Raw genomic sequence first — 16,073 nt, 5'->3', positions numbered from 1 at the left:
CATACGCAATCATCAGATTTCTGATAACTGAACTATGCTTTATTCACCTGAACTCCAAAAAGGATTCGCATCACATTGCCTTAAATCAAATTTTTTTATTAATTTAAGTGGCGAAGGGATGAGATTTTTTTCTAAAATAAGCGCGCTTTAATCATCGTCCCTTTTAGCGATGAAATACCGGGATAGAAAAACTAACCCGGAACTTTTAATTGAGGTGGTTATGTTCAGGAAATTAGCAGCCGAGTTCTTCGGCACGTTTTGGCTTGTTTTTGGCGGGTGTGGTAGTGCCGTTCTGGCCGCGGCTTTCCCAGAGTTAGGTATTGGGTTTGCCGGTGTCGCCCTGGCGTTTGGTCTAACAGTATTAACCATGGCATTCGCTGTGGGTCATATTTCAGGTGGCCATTTTAACCCTGCAGTGACATTCGGTTTATGGGCTGGTGGTCGCTTCCCAGCGAAAGACGTTATTGGTTATGTTATTGCTCAGGTTGTGGGCGGTATTGTAGCAGCAGCGGTACTTTATCTTATTGCCAGCGGCAAAGCCGGTTTTGATGCAGCAGCCAGTGGCTTCGCCTCAAACGGTTACGGCGAGCATTCACCTGGCGGATATTCCATGCTTTCTGCCATCGTAATTGAAATCGTTCTGACCGCAGGTTTCTTATTAGTGATCCACGGTGCGACCGATAAACATGCTCCGGCAGGTTTTGCGCCAATTGCCATCGGTCTTGCATTAACGTTGATTCACCTGATCAGTATCCCGGTCACCAATACATCCGTAAACCCGGCTCGTAGTACTGCGGTTGCTATCTTCCAGGGTGGTTGGGCATTGCAACAGCTTTGGTTGTTCTGGGTTATGCCGATTATCGGCGGGATCGTCGGTGGTCTTATTTACCGCACCCTGCTGGAAAAACGCGATTAATCGATAGCAAAAAGGCCTGATGAACTGTCAGGCCTTTTTTTCCTCGCGATATTTCCTTTTATTTGCAACTTTACTCCCCTCTTTGCTTTCAGTAGTGTGTGCAGGCGCATTTCGTCTTACTTCTCAGCAAGGATCGGGGTTTCATGTTTTCAGGGCTGTTAATCATTCTGGTACCCCTTATTGTGGGTTACCTCATTCCGCTTCGACACAGAGCCGCATTAAAACTTATCAATCGGCTGTTGAGTTGGATCGTCTACCTTATTCTCTTTTTTATGGGGATCAGTCTGGCGTTTCTGGATAATCTAGCCAGTAATCTGTTATCCATTCTTTATTATTCTTCCGTCAGTGTGACGGTCATTCTGCTGTGTAATATCGCAGCGCTGCTGTGGCTGGAGCGCTCACTCCCCTGGCGACACAGCCACCAGCAAGAGAAACTCCCCTCCCGAATCGCGATGGCGCTTGAGTCGCTACAGCTTTGCGGCGTCGTGGTACTGGGTTTTCTGTTGGGTCTTACCGGATTGTCGATACTGCAGCACGCGACCGAAGCCAGCGAATATACGCTGATCTTTTTATTATTCCTGGTTGGGATCCAACTGCGAAACAGTGGTATGACATTAAAGCAGATCGTACTGAACCGTCGGGGCATGATTGTTGCCGTCGTCGTCGTGGCCAGTTCTCTGCTGGGCGGCGTCATTAATGCGCTGATCCTCGGCCTGCCGTTGAAAACAGCACTGGCGATGGCATCGGGTTTTGGCTGGTATTCCCTGTCAGGCATTTTGTTGACTGAATCATTCGGTCCAGTAATTGGTAGCGCCGCCTTCTTTAACGACCTGGCACGTGAGTTGATTGCCATTATGCTGATCCCTGGACTGGTGGTCCGCAGCCGTTCAACCGCATTGGGTCTTTGCGGGGCGACATCTATGGATTTCACGCTGCCCGTCTTGCAACGCAGTGGCGGTCTGGAGATGGTGCCCGCAGCCATTGTGCACGGCTTTATTCTTAGCCTGTTAGTACCACTGTTAATGGCCTTTTTCTCCGCCTGATACACAGACAAATACCTCTCTGGCGGTAGTCAGCTACCGCCAAAATTGCGCTAAATCAATCTCCCTGCAAGTTGTAGCAGAAATCCCTTTAATCCCTTCGCGCGCAGGCATAACCTTAAACATGTATATCAAATATAACTTTAAAAGGTGTGACCATGTTTTGTGTGCAATGTGAACAAACCATCCGTACTCCGGCAGGAAACGGCTGCTCTTACGCGCAGGGTATGTGCGGTAAAACAGCTGAAACCTCCGATCTGCAGGATCTGCTGATTGCTTCCCTACAAGGTCTGTCTGCATGGGCTGTTAAAGCGCGTGAATACGGCATCATCGACCATGAAGTTGATAACTTCGCGCCGCGTGCATTCTTCTCCACGCTGACCAACGTTAACTTCGACTCCCCGCGTATTGTTGGCTATGCTCGTGAAGCTATCGCCATGCGCGATGCACTGAAAGCGCAATGCCTGAACATTGATGCTAACGCAACTGTTGAAAACCCGATGGCCGACCTGCAACTGGTCAGCGACGATCTGGGCGACCTGCAACGTCAGGCCGCTGAATTCACCCCGAATAAAGACAAAGCGACCATCGGCGAGAATATCCTCGGTCTGCGTCTGCTGTGTCTGTACGGTCTGAAAGGTGCGGCAGCTTACATGGAGCACGCACACGTTCTCGGTCAGTACGACAACGATATCTACGCGCAATACCACAAAATCATGGCGTGGCTGGGTACCTGGCCTTCCGATATGAACGCTCTGCTGGAGTGTTCAATGGAAATCGGCCAGATGAACTTTAAAGTGATGAGCATTCTGGATGCCGGTGAAACCACAAAATACGGTCACCCAACCCCAACCCAGGTCAACGTGAAAGCAACCGAAGGGAAGTGCATTCTGATCTCCGGTCACGACCTGAAAGATTTGTACAATCTGCTTGAGCAGACTGAAGGCACCGGCGTTAACGTTTATACCCACGGTGAAATGCTGCCAGCACATGGCTACCCGGAACTGCGTAAGTTCAAACACCTGATCGGTAACTACGGCAGCGGCTGGCAGAACCAGCAGGTTGAATTTGCTCGTTTCCCTGGCCCAATCGTCATGACCTCTAACTGCATCATCGACCCAACCGTTGGCGCATATGATGACCGCATCTGGACCCGTAGCATCGTTGGTTGGCCAGGTGTGAGCCACCTCGAAGGTGATGATTTCGGTCCGGTTATTGCTCAGGCGCAGCAGATGGCTGGCTTCCCGTACAGCGAGATTCCTCATCTGATAACCGTCGGTTTCGGTCGTCAGACGCTGCTGGGTGCAGCTGATACCCTGATTGACCTGGTGAGCCGCGAAAAACTGCGTCACATCTTCCTGGTTGGCGGTTGTGACGGCGCACGCGGTGAACGTAACTACTTCACCGATTTCGCCACCAGCGTACCAGACGACTGCCTGATCCTGACTCTGGCCTGTGGTAAATACCGTTTCAACAAACTGGAATTCGGCGATATCGAAGGTCTGCCGCGTCTGGTCGATGCCGGTCAGTGTAACGATGCCTACTCTGCCATTATCCTGGCCGTCACTCTGGCTGAGAAACTGGGTTGTGGCGTGAACGATCTGCCACTGTCTCTGGTGCTCTCCTGGTTCGAACAGAAAGCGATTGTCATCCTGCTGACCCTGCTGTCACTGGGTGTGAAAAACATCGTGACTGGCCCAACTGCACCTGGCTTCTTCACACCCGATCTGCTGGCTGTACTCAACGAGAAATTTGGTCTGCGTTCCGTGACCACCGTTGAAGAAGACATGAAGCAGCTGCTGAGCGCGTAAGGAGTAAAGAATGACAATGCCAACCCATCAGTGCCCGTGGCGGATGCAGGTTCATCACATCCATCAGGAAACGCCGGATGTGTGGACAATTTCGTTGCTATGCCACGACTATTATCCCTATCGTGCCGGGCAGTATGCACTGGTCAGCGTACGTAACTCAGCGGATACGCTGCGTGCTTACACTATCTCTTCAACGCCGGGTGTTAGCGAGTACATCACGCTGACCATCCGCCGCATTGACGACGGTGCAGGTTCTCAGTGGTTAACCCGCGACGTGAAGCGCGGCGACTACATCTGGCTGTCCGATGCCATGGGTGAATTTACCTGTGAAGATAAAGCGGAAGACAAGTTCCTGATGCTGGCTGCCGGCTGTGGCGTAACGCCAATCATGTCGATGCGTCGCTGGTTGGCGAAGTACCGTCCACAAGCCGACGTGCAGGTGATTTTCAACGTTCGCTCGCCAGAAGATGTCATCTTTGCCGATGAATGGCGTGAGTATCCGGTGACATTAGTCGCTGAAAACAATGCCACTCAGGGTTTTGTTTCTGGCCGACTGACCACCGAACTGCTGAAGAGCGTCCCGGATCTGACCTCACGTACCGTGATGACCTGTGGCCCGGCCCCGTATATGGATCTGGTCGAAAAAGAAGTGAAAGCGCTTGGCGTAACACGCTTCTTTAAAGAGCAGTTCTTCACTCCGGTAGCCGAAGCGGCAACCAGCGGCCTGAAGTTCACCAAACTGCAACCCGCACAAGAGTTCTATGCGCCGGTTGGCACAACGCTACTGGAAGCGCTGGAAAGCAATAAGGTTCCGGTCGTTGCCGCCTGTCGCGCAGGCGTGTGCGGTTGCTGCAAAACCAAAGTGGTTGATGGTAACTACACGGTCAGCAGCACCATGACGCTGACCGATGCAGAAATTGCGGAAGGTTACGTTCTGGCTTGTTCCTGTCATCCGCAGGGCGATCTGGTACTTGCGTAAATAGTCATTGCCGGATGGCATACTTATCCGGCCTACAAGAACCGTTGTAGGCCGGACAAAGTACTAATACCGTCATCCGGTCATTTATCACCGCCAGGCTGAATTGCCACCCAGGGCATATTTACCTGCGCCCAGAAACGCCACCGCCATCGCGCCAACAAAAAAGTACACCAGACTCTCAATCGCCCAGGCGCCGGTTTTGTCCAGAGACCAGGTTTCTCCCATCCCGACCATCAGCCACGCCACAATCATTGTAAACGCCAGCCCTAATGCCGCCGGGCGTGTCAGGATCCCAAGGATAATCAGGCAAGGCGCAACAACCTCTCCCAGCAAGACACCGTAAGCAATAAAGCCGGGGAATCCTTTGGCTATCAGCATGCCACTGATGCCATCAATACCCGCAAACAGTTTATGCAGCCCATGAAACAGCATCAGCCCCCCAACAGCGAGGCGTAACAAAAACTTGCCAAAATCTTCGTGCGTCAGCGTCCGGTTAACTGCATTTAATAGTTTTGTAACCATTTGAATTCATTCCTTGTTTTACCATATCTTCTGCCAAACTACGCTTTATCTTCGTGAAATGTAAGCTGCCGAAAATAAGGGGGTAATGAGAAGCATAACTATTATCTTCATCTAAACTTGTAACCGGTATCACATTAAAGGAGATGGAAAACCATGAAACAAACGGTTGCCGCTTTTATTGCTAAAACCCTTGAACAAGCTGGCGTTAAACGTATTTGGGGTGTGACGGGTGACTCACTGAATGGTCTTAGTGACAGTCTGAATCGTATGGGAACGATTGACTGGATGCCAACCCGTCATGAAGAGGTTGCCGCTTTTGCCGCAGGCGCAGAAGCCCAACTGACCGGTGAGCTGGCTGTCTGTGCCGGTTCATGCGGACCGGGAAACCTGCACCTGATTAACGGCCTGTTTGATTGCCACCGCAACCATGTCCCGGTGCTGGCAATTGCTGCACATATTCCTTCCAGTGAGATAGGCAGTGGTTATTTTCAGGAGACTCACCCGCAGGAGTTGTTCCGCGAATGTAGCCATTATTGCGAGCTGGTTTCCAGTCCTGAGCAGATCCCCCAGGTACTGGCGATTGCGATGCGAAAAGCCGTATTAAACCGCGGTGTCTCAGTTGTCGTCTTACCTGGCGACGTCGCGCTGAAACCCGCGCCGGAAAACGCCAGTACGCACTGGTATCACGCACCGCTGCCGATAGTTACGCCAGCAGAAGAAGAAATTAAAAAGCTGGCGCAACTGCTGCGTTATTCCCGCAACATTGCCCTGATGTGCGGCAGCGGTTGTGCCGGGGCACATAAAGAGTTGGTCGAATTTGCCGCTAAAATCAAAGCCCCGATTGTTCACGCCCTGCGTGGTAAAGAGTACGTTGAATACGACAACCCTTACGACGTCGGCATGACCGGATTAATCGGCTTTTCTTCCGGATTCCATACCATGATGAATGCCGACACGCTGATCTTGCTCGGCACTCAGTTCCCTTATCGTCCGTTCTACCCTACCGATGCCAAAATTATCCAGATTGATATCAACCCGGCGAGCATTGGCGCACACAGCAAAGTGGATATGGCGCTGGTGGGCGATATTAAATCCACGCTTCTCGCCCTGATTCCACAGCTAGAAGAAAAAACCGATCGGCAGTTTTTGGACAAAGCGCTGGAGCACTATCGCGATGCACGCAAAGGGCTGGATGATTTAGCCAAGCCCAGCGATAAAGCCATTCATCCACAATATCTGGCACAACAAATCAGCCATTTCGCCGCGGACGACGCAATCTTTACCTGTGATGTAGGCACACCAACAGTGTGGGCCGCACGCTATCTGAAAATGAACGGTAAACGCCGCCTGCTAGGATCGTTTAACCACGGTTCAATGGCAAACGCCATGCCACAAGCGCTGGGTGCGCAGGCGACTGAACCAGGTCGTCAGGTCATCGCGATGTGCGGCGATGGTGGCTTCAGCATGTTAATGGGCGATTTTCTCTCGGTTGTACAAATGAAGCTCCCGGTGAAGATAATCGTGTTCAACAACAGCGTACTGGGTTTTGTGGCGATGGAGATGAAGGCAGGCGGTTATCTGACAGACGGGACGGAACTACACGATACCAACTTCGCACGTATTGCCGAAGCCTGCGGTATTACCGGCATCCGCGTAGAGAAATCCTCTGAGGTCGATGAGGCCCTGCAACGCGCCATGTCAATCGATGGTCCAGTGCTGGTCGATGTCGTTGTGGCGAAAGAAGAGCTCGCCATTCCACCACAAATAAAACTCGAACAAGCGAAGGGATTTAGCCTGTATATGCTGCGCGCGATCATCAGTGGACGCGGTGATGAAGTGATCGAACTGGCGAAAACGAACTGGCTCAGGTAAAACATCCTTATTAAATCACACACAATATCATTCATGATGCATCAAGACGGCTAGCCCGAAAATCCCCAGGAGCATAGGTATACTATGTGACTGGGGTTTAAGGGTGCGGCCAACGCCGAGGCAGCTTGAAGGATGAAGTGTAATAAGGAGATACCATGATTGATTTACGCAGTGATACCGTCACCCGACCCAGTCGCGTCATGCTGGAAGAGATGATGGCAGCCCCGGTCGGGGACGACGTTTACGGAGATGACCCTACCGTTAACGCCCTTCAGCAATACGCCGCTGAACTTTCTGGTAAAGAAGCGGCTATTTTCCTGCCTACCGGCACTCAGGCTAATCTGGTTGCGTTACTCAGCCATTGCCAGCGCGGCGAGGAATATATCGCCGGTCAGGGGGCTCATAACTACTTGTATGAAGCTGGCGGCGCTGCAGTGCTCGGGAGTATCCAACCCCAACCTATTGATGCTGCGCCAGATGGTTCTCTGCCACTGGATAAAGTGGCGGCAAAAATCAAAGCGGATGATATCCATTTTGCTCGCACACGCCTGCTCAGTCTGGAAAACACCCACAACGGTAAAGTGTTGCCACGTGAGTACCTGAAGGATGCCTGGGAATTTACCCGTGAGCGAAACCTTGCCCTGCACGTTGATGGCGCACGTATTTTTAACGCCATCGTCGCCTACGGCTGTGAGTTAAAAGACGTTACCCAATACTGCGACTCGTTCACAATTTGTCTCTCCAAAGGTCTGGGAACGCCGGTGGGTTCACTGTTGGTTGGCAGCCATGACTACATCAAACGCGCGATTCGCTGGCGCAAAATGACCGGCGGCGGGATGCGCCAGGCCGGGATTCTGGCGGCAGCCGGACTGTATGCGCTGAAAAATAACGTCGCGCGCTTACAAGACGACCACGACAACGCGGCCTGGATGGCAGAACAGTTGCGTGAAGCGGGAGCGGACGTCATGCGTCACGACACCAACATGCTGTTTATCCGTGTTGGTGAAGAACATGCTGCAGCACTGGGCGAGTATATGAAGGCGCATGGCGTGCTGATTAACGCCTCCCCGATTGTACGTCTGGTGATGCATCTGGACGTGTCACGTGCACAGCTTGCTGAAGTCGTCGCCCACTGGCGCGCTTTTTTAACCCGCTAAGGAGTCAGGCGTGCCGCAACGGATTTTAGTTCTTGGCGCCAGTGGCTACATTGGTCAGCATCTGGTTCAGGCGCTCAGCCAGCAAGGGCATCAGGTGCTGGCTGCGGCACGTCGCATTGAACGGCTGGAAAAGCAGCAACTGACCAACGTTAACTGTCATAAGATCGATTTAAATGTACCGGATACTTTGCCGCCGCTGCTGGCGGGTATTGATACCGTTTACTATCTGGTTCATGGCATGGGCGAAGGGGGCGACTTTATTGCCCATGAGCGCCTGGTCGCAGAAAACGTGCGCGATGCGCTGCGTACGACCCCGGTCAAACAACTGATCTTCCTGAGCTCATTGCAGGCTCCCAGACATGAGCAGTCCGATCACCTGCGTGCGCGCCAGATTACCGCAGATACGCTGCGCGAATCCGGTGTACCGGTGACTGAGCTACGTGCAGGCATTATCGTTGGCGCCGGTTCCGCTGCGTTTGAAGTCATGCGCGACATGGTCTATAACCTACCTGTGTTAACCCCGCCACGCTGGGTACGTTCTCGCACCACGCCTATCGCGCTGGAAAACCTGATGTATTACCTGGTGGCGTTGCTGGACCATCCGGCAAGCAAACACCGCGTACTCGAAGCAGCAGGCCCGCAGGTATTAAGCTACCAGGAGCAGTTTGAGCACTTTATGACAGTCAGCGGTAAGCATCGGCTGTTGGTCCCTATCCCCTTTCCGACCCGCTGGATCTCCGTCTGGTTTTTAAATGTCATCACTTCGGTTCCGCCGACTACGGCTAAAGCGCTAATCCAGGGGCTTAAGCACGATCTGTTGGCTGATGACACAGAACTACGGACGCTGATCCCACAACCGCTGATTGCCTTCGACGACGCGGTTCGCAGTACGCTGAAAGAAGAGGAAAAGCTGGTTAACTCCAGCGACTGGGGGTATGACGCTCAGGCTTTTGCACGCTGGCGTCCTGAATATGGGTATTTTGCCAAACAAGCCGGCTTTAGTGTGGAGACCTCCGCCAGCCGGAAAGCGTTGTGGCAGGTCGTGAACCGCCTCGGGGGCAAAGAAGGTTATTTCTTTGGCAACATTTTGTGGAAGACTCGTGCGGCGTTGGACCTGTTGGTAGGTCACAAGCTGGCAAAAGGTCGGCCCCAACACCCATTATTGCAGGTTGGTGATACCGTTGATAGCTGGAAAGTCATCATCGTTGAACCGGAAAAACAGCTCACTCTGCTGTTTGGCATGAAGGCCCCTGGTCTCGGCCGCCTGAGCTTTACGCTGGAAGAAAAAGGCGATCACCGACGTATTGATGTCCGGGCATGGTGGCACCCGCACGGGATGCCCGGTCTCTTCTATTGGTTGTTGATGATCCCAGCGCACTTGTTCATTTTCAGAGGGATGGCGAAGCGTATTGCCAAACTTGCAGAACAAATCACAAACTAATGATAAAAAGAGACTGTATTCTTTCATGTTTCCCATTGCATACGAGCGTATTTCACGGAAGAATGCGCACGACGTTTTTTAAACACAGTGGATTGATATGAAGGTACTGGTTACCGGAGCCACCAGCGGCTTGGGCCGAAACGCGGTTGAGTTTTTGTGCAGAAAAGGCATCAGCGTCAGAGCCACCGGTCGCAACGAAGCGATGGGTAAGCTGCTGGAAAAAATGGGGGCAGAATTTGTCCATGCGGATCTGACCGAGCTGGTCTCTTCGCAGGCAAAAGTGATGCTCGCAGGTATCGACACACTATGGCACTGCTCCAGTTTCACCTCACCGTGGGGCACGCAGGAAGCCTTCGATCTGGCCAACGTTCGTGCTACCCGTCGTCTGGGCGAGTGGGCCGTTGCCTGGGGCGTGCGTAACTTTATTCATATCTCCTCTCCCTCACTGTATTTTGACTATCACCACCATCGTGATATCAAAGAGGACTTCCGCCCACATCGCTTTGCCAACGAATTCGCCCGCAGCAAAGCCGCTGGTGAAGAGGTTATTGCACTGTTAGCTCAGGCCAACCCGCAGACCCGTTTTACGGTCTTGCGTCCGCAAAGTCTGTTCGGCCCTCATGATAAAGTGTTTATCCCGCGTCTGGCGCATATGATGCATCACTACGGCAGCATTCTGTTGCCGCACGGCGGAAGTGCGCTGGTAGATATGACCTACTACGAGAACGCGGTGCATGCGATGTGGCTGGCAAGCCAGACAACCTGCGATAAACTGCCGTCAGGTCGTGCCTATAACATTACCAACGGCGAGCATCGCACCCTGCGCAGCATCGTGCAGAAGCTCATTGATGAGCTGAATATTGATTGCCGTATTCGTTCGGTTCCTTATCCGATGCTGGACATGATCGCCCGCAGCATGGAACGTCTTGGTAATAAATCGGCTAAAGAACCCAAGCTCACGCATTACGGTGTGTCGAAGCTTAATTTTGATTTTACGCTGGATACAACGCGCGCTCAGGAAGAGTTAGGCTATCAGCCCGTAGTCACACTGGACGAAGGGATTGAACGTACCGCGGCCTGGTTACGCGACCACGGCAAACTGCCACGTTAAGCGGGTTGCCATTGCCGGATAGCGGCGCAAGCGCCTTATCCGGCCTACATTCCTGCCCGAAATATCCGTTGGCCTGATAAGCGAAGCGCCATCAGGCATCGGTGATCTGCGTTAGCCCTGCCCGTATTTCTCCAGTAACGCCTCGGCAATCGCCAGGGTTTCAGCATCCGCCACGCCGTTCCACAACGCAGGACGGAAGTGCATCTGGAACGCCATAATCACCCGTTGTTGTTCACGTGGCGTCATTTCAGGTTTAACGTCATAGCCATAGCGCGACAACACATCAAGCAACGAGGCGGTGTCTACCGGCGTATGAGGCGCACGCCCGGCGAGATAAAACGTGACGCGCTGCGCATCCGGCCACGCGCCAATACCTTGTGCCGCCAGCTCACGCCACGGGAACAGGGGGCCGGGATCGTCTTTACGCTGTGGCGCGATATCCGCATGAGCCACGACGTTTTGTGGCTTGATGTCGTAACGGGCAATAATATCCTTTGCCAGCGGGATCAACGCCTGAATCTGTGTTGCTTCAAACGGGGTGAAATATTTCGTTCCCGCCGACGTTTGCCAGCCGCGATTTTCCAGCTCAATACCAATCGATGTGTCGTTGATGCGCGTGGCGCCACGCCAGAAGCTAATCCCCGCATGCCAGGCCAAATGTTTTTCCGGGACCAGTTGCCAGATACGCGGCTTACCGTGATACAACGGCGGCACCGCCGGGATCAAATAATGCGAACTGACGTTTTTATCCGTCAGCGTAGCCAGTGATGAATCAAAATCATCTGCGGTGTAATGAATAACCAACACCTTAATGCGGGGATAGGCAGCCTGAGCCTGACGGCGGGTATCTAACTGATACCCGTCTTTATCGATAATCCCTTTCTCGCCGGCACACCCGGCCAACAGCAGCGTGAACGCCAGCAACCACAGCAGACGCTTCATCGGCGAGTTTTTACCGCGGTACCGCTGACGCTGACCATCAGCATACTGCTATCTTTCCCGACGGTCTCGTAATCAATATCGATACCGACAACCGCATCAGCGCCCAATGCTTTGGCTTGTTCGCCGAGTTCCTGGAAGGCAATTTCACGCGCTTTACGTAATTCTTTTTCATACGCGCCGGAGCGCCCACCGACGATATCACGGATACCCGCAAAGAAATCGCGGAAGATATTTGCGCCTAAAATAGCTTCGCCGGTTACCACACCGCAGTATTCCACGATGGTCTGCCCTTCAAGCGTAGGGGTAGTCGAAAACTGCATGGTTAATCTCCTTGTTGCGCTAAGAGCACGATCTCAAAAGCATTATCGAACCGATCCACTATCATTGAAAGGATATATTCTATCAACGTAGAACACTAATCGTAGAAAGCTAATAAGGAAATCATTATGCGCTACTCGAAACTCTCTCTGCTGGTTCCCTGTGCACTTCTTCTCAGCGCCTGTACTACCGTGACGCCGGTCTATAAAGATAACGGCACGCGTAGCGGTTCATGCGTAGAAGGCGGGCCAGACAGCGTGGCCCAGCAATTCTATGATTACCGCATTCAGCATCGTAACAATGACATCACCGCCCTGCGCCCGTACTTAAGCGACAACCTGGCGAAACTGCTGAATGATGCCAGCCGTGATAACGCGCATCGCGAACTGTTTAACAGCGATCCGTTCTCCAGTCGTGCCACGTTACCGGACAGCGCCAGCGTCGCCAGCGCATCGACTATTCCGAATAGTGATGCACGCAATATTCCGCTGCGTGTAGAGCTTAAACAGGGCGACCAAAGCTGGCGTGATGAAGTGCTGATGATCCGCGAAGGCCAGTGCTGGGTAGTTGACGATGTGCGTTATCTGGGCGGCAGCGTACACGCGCCAGCCGGGACACTGCGCCAGTCTGTCGAAAACCGCTAATCTCCCCATTCATCTCATCAAATCATAACCCCCATAAATTGTCTGGCATTCTGCATAGAATGCCGACAATTATTCTTGCCCACTGGTGGCCCCGCTATTTTGTGCTATGTTTAGATAAGAATGCGGTTTGCATTTAACTTTTAACGCATAAATATTGCATAACTATTCTGCCAAAGGTAGTATCTGCGGCTTCAATATACACAAAATCATTCATGATGCGTCGAGGCGGCAAGTGAATGAACGCAGCCAACAAAGAGGCAGCTTGAAGGATGAAGTGTATAGCTATCAGACTGCCAGCATACGAGAATCAATGAGTATTCAATTAAACGGCATTAACTGCTTCTACGGCGCACATCAGGCGCTGTTCGATATCACGCTGGATTGCCCTCAGGGTGAAACACTGGTGTTACTTGGCCCAAGTGGAGCCGGGAAAAGCTCGCTACTGCGTGTACTCAATCTGCTTGAGATGCCGCGCTCGGGCACGCTCTCTATTGCAGGTAACCGTTTCGACTTCACGAAAACCCCATCAGATAAAGCTATTCGTGAGCTGCGTCAAAACGTGGGCATGGTCTTCCAGCAATACAATCTTTGGCCGCACCTGACGGTACAGCAAAACCTGATTGAAGCGCCCTGCCGCGTACTTGGTCTGACGAAAGAACAAGCACTGGCGCGTGCTGAAAAACTGCTTGAGCGTCTGCGCCTGAAGCCTTACAGCGATCGCTACCCACTGCATTTGTCCGGCGGTCAACAGCAGCGTGTGGCGATTGCCCGTGCGTTGATGATGGAACCGCAGGTACTGCTGTTTGACGAACCTACCGCAGCGCTTGACCCGGAAATCACGGCCCAAATCGTCAGCATCATTCGTGAGCTGGCGGAAACTAAAATTACTCAGGTGATCGTCACCCACGAAGTGGAAGTTGCACGTAAAACAGCCAGTCGTGTGGTGTATATGGAAAACGGTCATATCGTCGAGTTTGGGGATGCGAGCTGCTTTGCCAACCCGCAAACCGAAGCGTTTAAAAACTATCTTTCTCACTAAGATTCGGGACAATACAATGAAAAAAGTTCTGATTGCCGCGCTAATCGCAGGTTTTAGTCTTTCCGCTACCGCAGCCCAAACCATTCGTTTCGCTACCGAAGCGTCCTATCCTCCGTTTGAATCCATCGATGCTAATAACAAGATCGTAGGCTTTGACGTTGATTTGGCGAATGCGCTGTGTAAAGAGATTGACGCTACCTGTACGTTTACCAATCAGGCCTTCGACAGCCTGATCCCCAGCCTGAAGTTCCGCCGCTTTGACGCGGTAATGGCCGGTATGGACATCACACCAGAACGTGAAAAGCAGGTACTGTTCACGACGCCTTACTACGACAACTCGGCACTGTTTGTCGGCCAGCAGGGTAAATACACCAGCATCGACCAGCTGAAAGGCAAAAAAGTCGGCGTACAGAACGGTACCACGCACCAAAAATTCATCATGGATAAACACCCGGAAGTGACTACCGTGCCATATGACAGCTATCAGAATGCCAAACTGGATCTGCAAAACGGTCGTATTGATGGCGTCTTTGGTGATACCGCAGTGGTAACGGAATGGCTGAAAGACAATCCGAAACTGGCTGCCGTTGGCGATAAAGTGACGGATAAAGATTACTTCGGTACCGGTCTGGGCATTGCTGTGCGCCAGGGTAATACCGAGCTGCAGCAGAAATTTAACGCTGCGCTGGAAAAAGTGAAGAAAGATGGGACTTACGAGACCATCTATAACAAATGGTTCCAGAAGTAATATTTGATGAATGAATTTTTTCCTTTAGCAAGCGCCGCCGGGATGACCGTCGGCCTTGCCGTTTGTGCGCTGATTATTGGCCTTGCACTCGCCATGTTCTTTGCCGTCTGGGAGTCTGTAAAATGGCGTCCAGTGGCATGGGCAGGTTCAGGGCTGGTCACTATCCTGCGCGGGTTACCAGAAATTCTGGTCGTTCTGTTTATCTATTTCGGTTCCTCTCAACTGCTGCTGACGCTGGCCGATGGGTTTACGATCAATCTCGGGTTCGTGCAAATTCCCGTTCAGATGCAGATTGAAAACTTCGACGTCAGCCCGTTCCTGTGCGGTGTGATTGCACTGTCATTGCTTTATGCAGCCTATGCCTCACAAACGCTGCGCGGTGCGTTGAAAGCGGTTCCGCTTGGACAATGGGAATCAGGCCAGGCGCTGGGTTTATCTAAAACCGCGATTTTCTTTCGCCTGGTGATGCCGCAAATGTGGCGCCATGCCCTGCCGGGTCTGGGTAACCAGTGGCTGGTGTTGCTGAAAGATACCGCACTGGTTAGCCTCATCAGCGTGAACGATCTGATGCTACAAACCAAGAGCATTGCGACCCGTACTCAGGAACCCTTTACCTGGTACATCGTCGCGGCGGCTATTTACCTGGTGATTACGCTGGTGAGTCAGTACATTCTCAAACGCATTGACCTGCGCGCGACACGTTTTGAGCGGAGACCAGGCTAATGCTTGAGTATTTACCTGAACTACTGAAAGGGCTGCACACCAGCCTGACGCTGACGGTCGCCTCGATTGTGGTGGCACTGGTTCTGGCGCTGGTTTTCACTGTTATCCTGACACTGAAAACGCCGGTACTGGTGTGGCTGGTTCGCGCCTATATCACGTTGTTTACCGGTACACCGCTGCTGGTGCAAATATTCCTGATCTACTACGGTCCAGGGCAGTTCCCTGCGCTGCAGGAATATCCAGTGCTCTGGCATTTGCTGTCCGAACCATGGCTGTGCGCGTTAATCGCACTGTCCTTAAACAGCGCGGCCTATACCACGCAACTGTTTTATGGTGCGATTCGAGCAATCCCGGAAGGCCAGTGGCAGTCCTGTGGTGCGCTGGGGATGAGCAAAAAGGATACGCTGGCCATTCTGCTGCCGTATGCTTTCAAACGCGCCCTCTCCTCGTATTCCAACGAAGTGGTACTGGTCTTTAAAAGTACATCACTGGCGTACACCATCACACTGATGGAAGTCATGGGCTACAGCCAACTGCTGTACGGCCGTACCTATGACGTCATGGTCTTTGGTGCAGCTGGCGTGATTTACCTGATCGTCAATGGCTTGCTGACGTTGATGATGCGCTTGATCGAACGTAAAGCCCTGGCGTTTGAACACCGGAATTAAGTCGATGCCGCTGCGGTTTTTGCGCCGATGTCGGCCGGATAAGGTGCCAGCGCCGTCATCCGAAGAATGTGCATAATGCAAAAACATAAAGACGGACAACATTCTAAATTGTCCGTCTTTTTTTATGCCAATAAAAATATTT

At 52.2% G+C, this 16,073-nt stretch carries 16 protein-coding genes; 13 read left to right on the top strand and 3 right to left on the bottom strand.

Annotated features, from left to right (window positions below):
* The first annotated feature begins 220 nt into the window (after positions 1-220).
* From aqpZ to hcr, 4 genes are all read left to right on the top strand, one after another.
* The gene (gene aqpZ, locus NNO02_RS09075; RefSeq protein ID WP_048212061.1) at positions 221-916 is read left to right on the top strand and encodes an aquaporin Z; all 696 of its coding nucleotides are present in this window, start codon (positions 221-223) and stop codon (positions 914-916) included.
* 143 nt (positions 917-1,059) lie between these two features.
* Positions 1,060-1,959 carry a lysine exporter LysO family protein gene (locus NNO02_RS09070; protein ID WP_271454619.1) on the top strand — a complete coding sequence of 300 codons (900 nt, stop codon included), beginning with the start codon at positions 1,060-1,062 and terminating at the stop codon, positions 1,957-1,959.
* 155 nt (positions 1,960-2,114) lie between these two features.
* Positions 2,115-3,767 carry a hydroxylamine reductase gene (hcp, locus tag NNO02_RS09065; protein WP_137382230.1) on the top strand — a complete coding sequence of 551 codons (1,653 nt, stop codon included), beginning with the start codon at positions 2,115-2,117 and terminating at the stop codon, positions 3,765-3,767.
* A 10-nt stretch (positions 3,768-3,777) separates the two neighbouring features.
* A complete protein-coding gene (hcr, locus tag NNO02_RS09060) occupies positions 3,778-4,746 on the top strand; it encodes an NADH oxidoreductase (protein WP_202038973.1) in 969 nt (322 codons plus the stop codon).
* Between the two features lie 87 nt (positions 4,747-4,833).
* On the opposite strand, the gene NNO02_RS09055 is transcribed toward hcr, so the two are convergent.
* Positions 4,834-5,268: a DoxX family protein gene (locus NNO02_RS09055; RefSeq protein WP_040231860.1), complete on the bottom strand. Its 435-nt coding sequence runs from the start codon at positions 5,266-5,268 to the stop codon at positions 4,834-4,836.
* 153 nt (positions 5,269-5,421) lie between these two features.
* On the opposite strand from NNO02_RS09055, the gene poxB reads away from it, so the two are divergent.
* From poxB to NNO02_RS09035, 4 genes are all read left to right on the top strand, one after another.
* Complete coding sequence (gene poxB, locus NNO02_RS09050; protein WP_271454618.1) at positions 5,422-7,140, top strand: ubiquinone-dependent pyruvate dehydrogenase; 1,719 nt, start codon at positions 5,422-5,424, stop codon at positions 7,138-7,140.
* A 155-nt stretch (positions 7,141-7,295) separates the two neighbouring features.
* Positions 7,296-8,297, top strand: a complete 1,002-nt coding sequence (gene ltaE / locus NNO02_RS09045; protein ID WP_271454617.1) for a low-specificity L-threonine aldolase — start codon at positions 7,296-7,298, stop codon at positions 8,295-8,297.
* Between the two features lie 10 nt (positions 8,298-8,307).
* A complete protein-coding gene (locus NNO02_RS09040; protein WP_271454616.1) occupies positions 8,308-9,738 on the top strand; it encodes an SDR family oxidoreductase in 1,431 nt (476 codons plus the stop codon).
* 97 nt (positions 9,739-9,835) lie between these two features.
* Positions 9,836-10,849, top strand: a complete 1,014-nt coding sequence (locus NNO02_RS09035; RefSeq protein ID WP_137382225.1) for an NAD-dependent epimerase/dehydratase family protein — start codon at positions 9,836-9,838, stop codon at positions 10,847-10,849.
* Positions 10,850-10,960: 111 nt separating this feature from the next.
* Here NNO02_RS09035 and NNO02_RS09030 read toward each other — a convergent pair whose 3' ends face one another.
* Positions 10,961-11,791 carry an N-acetylmuramoyl-L-alanine amidase gene (locus tag NNO02_RS09030; protein ID WP_271454615.1) on the bottom strand — a complete coding sequence of 277 codons (831 nt, stop codon included), beginning with the start codon at positions 11,789-11,791 and terminating at the stop codon, positions 10,961-10,963.
* Positions 11,788-12,111 carry a heavy metal-binding domain-containing protein gene (locus tag NNO02_RS09025; protein ID WP_108474624.1) on the bottom strand — a complete coding sequence of 108 codons (324 nt, stop codon included), beginning with the start codon at positions 12,109-12,111 and terminating at the stop codon, positions 11,788-11,790. The genes NNO02_RS09030 and NNO02_RS09025 overlap by 4 nt, the downstream gene beginning before the upstream one ends.
* Before the next feature lie 126 nt (positions 12,112-12,237).
* On the opposite strand from NNO02_RS09025, the gene NNO02_RS09020 reads away from it, so the two are divergent.
* The 5 genes from NNO02_RS09020 (at position 12,238) to artM (ending at position 15,931) form a co-directional block, all read left to right on the top strand.
* Positions 12,238-12,753, top strand: coding sequence for a lipoprotein (locus tag NNO02_RS09020; RefSeq protein WP_200000890.1), 516 nt, complete (start codon positions 12,238-12,240; stop codon positions 12,751-12,753).
* 310 nt (positions 12,754-13,063) lie between these two features.
* Positions 13,064-13,792 (top strand): arginine ABC transporter ATP-binding protein ArtP, encoded by a 729-nt coding sequence (artP, locus tag NNO02_RS09015; RefSeq protein WP_137382222.1) that lies wholly within the window; start codon positions 13,064-13,066, stop codon positions 13,790-13,792.
* Between the two features lie 16 nt (positions 13,793-13,808).
* Entirely contained in the window at positions 13,809-14,540 is a 732-nt protein-coding gene (gene artI / locus NNO02_RS09010; RefSeq protein ID WP_003027298.1) for an arginine ABC transporter substrate-binding protein ArtI, read from the top strand.
* Between the two features lie 6 nt (positions 14,541-14,546).
* A complete protein-coding gene (gene artQ / locus NNO02_RS09005; RefSeq protein ID WP_271441341.1) occupies positions 14,547-15,263 on the top strand; it encodes an arginine ABC transporter permease ArtQ in 717 nt (238 codons plus the stop codon).
* A complete protein-coding gene (gene artM / locus NNO02_RS09000; protein WP_137382221.1) occupies positions 15,263-15,931 on the top strand; it encodes an arginine ABC transporter permease ArtM in 669 nt (222 codons plus the stop codon). The genes artQ and artM overlap by 1 nt, the downstream gene beginning before the upstream one ends.
* The last annotated feature ends 142 nt before the right edge of the window (positions 15,932-16,073 follow it).

Source organism: Citrobacter sp. Awk 2, assembly GCF_028069815.1.
Classification (GTDB): Bacteria; Pseudomonadota; Gammaproteobacteria; order Enterobacterales; family Enterobacteriaceae; genus Citrobacter.
This window is presented reverse-complemented; position numbering and strand designations above follow the sequence as displayed.

What these genes read in the sequence shown, in the direction of transcription:
- NNO02_RS09025 (WP_108474624.1), bottom strand. Translation starts at nt 12,111, where the DNA reads ATGCAGTTTTCGACTACCCCTACGCTTGAAGGGCAGACCATCGTGGAA.
- hcp (WP_137382230.1), top strand. Translation starts at nt 2,115, where the DNA reads ATGTTTTGTGTGCAATGTGAACAAACCATCCGTACTCCGGCAGGAAAC.
- hcr (WP_202038973.1), top strand. Translation starts at nt 3,778, where the DNA reads ATGACAATGCCAACCCATCAGTGCCCGTGGCGGATGCAGGTTCATCAC.
- artP (WP_137382222.1), top strand. Translation starts at nt 13,064, where the DNA reads ATGAGTATTCAATTAAACGGCATTAACTGCTTCTACGGCGCACATCAG.
- artQ (WP_271441341.1), top strand. Translation starts at nt 14,547, where the DNA reads ATGAATGAATTTTTTCCTTTAGCAAGCGCCGCCGGGATGACCGTCGGC.
- NNO02_RS09030 (WP_271454615.1), bottom strand. Translation starts at nt 11,791, where the DNA reads ATGAAGCGTCTGCTGTGGTTGCTGGCGTTCACGCTGCTGTTGGCCGGG.
- NNO02_RS09020 (WP_200000890.1), top strand. Translation starts at nt 12,238, where the DNA reads ATGCGCTACTCGAAACTCTCTCTGCTGGTTCCCTGTGCACTTCTTCTC.
- NNO02_RS09055 (WP_040231860.1), bottom strand. Translation starts at nt 5,268, where the DNA reads ATGGTTACAAAACTATTAAATGCAGTTAACCGGACGCTGACGCACGAA.
- poxB (WP_271454618.1), top strand. Translation starts at nt 5,422, where the DNA reads ATGAAACAAACGGTTGCCGCTTTTATTGCTAAAACCCTTGAACAAGCT.
- NNO02_RS09035 (WP_137382225.1), top strand. Translation starts at nt 9,836, where the DNA reads ATGAAGGTACTGGTTACCGGAGCCACCAGCGGCTTGGGCCGAAACGCG.
- NNO02_RS09070 (WP_271454619.1), top strand. Translation starts at nt 1,060, where the DNA reads ATGTTTTCAGGGCTGTTAATCATTCTGGTACCCCTTATTGTGGGTTAC.
- artI (WP_003027298.1), top strand. Translation starts at nt 13,809, where the DNA reads ATGAAAAAAGTTCTGATTGCCGCGCTAATCGCAGGTTTTAGTCTTTCC.
- aqpZ (WP_048212061.1), top strand. Translation starts at nt 221, where the DNA reads ATGTTCAGGAAATTAGCAGCCGAGTTCTTCGGCACGTTTTGGCTTGTT.
- ltaE (WP_271454617.1), top strand. Translation starts at nt 7,296, where the DNA reads ATGATTGATTTACGCAGTGATACCGTCACCCGACCCAGTCGCGTCATG.
- artM (WP_137382221.1), top strand. Translation starts at nt 15,263, where the DNA reads ATGCTTGAGTATTTACCTGAACTACTGAAAGGGCTGCACACCAGCCTG.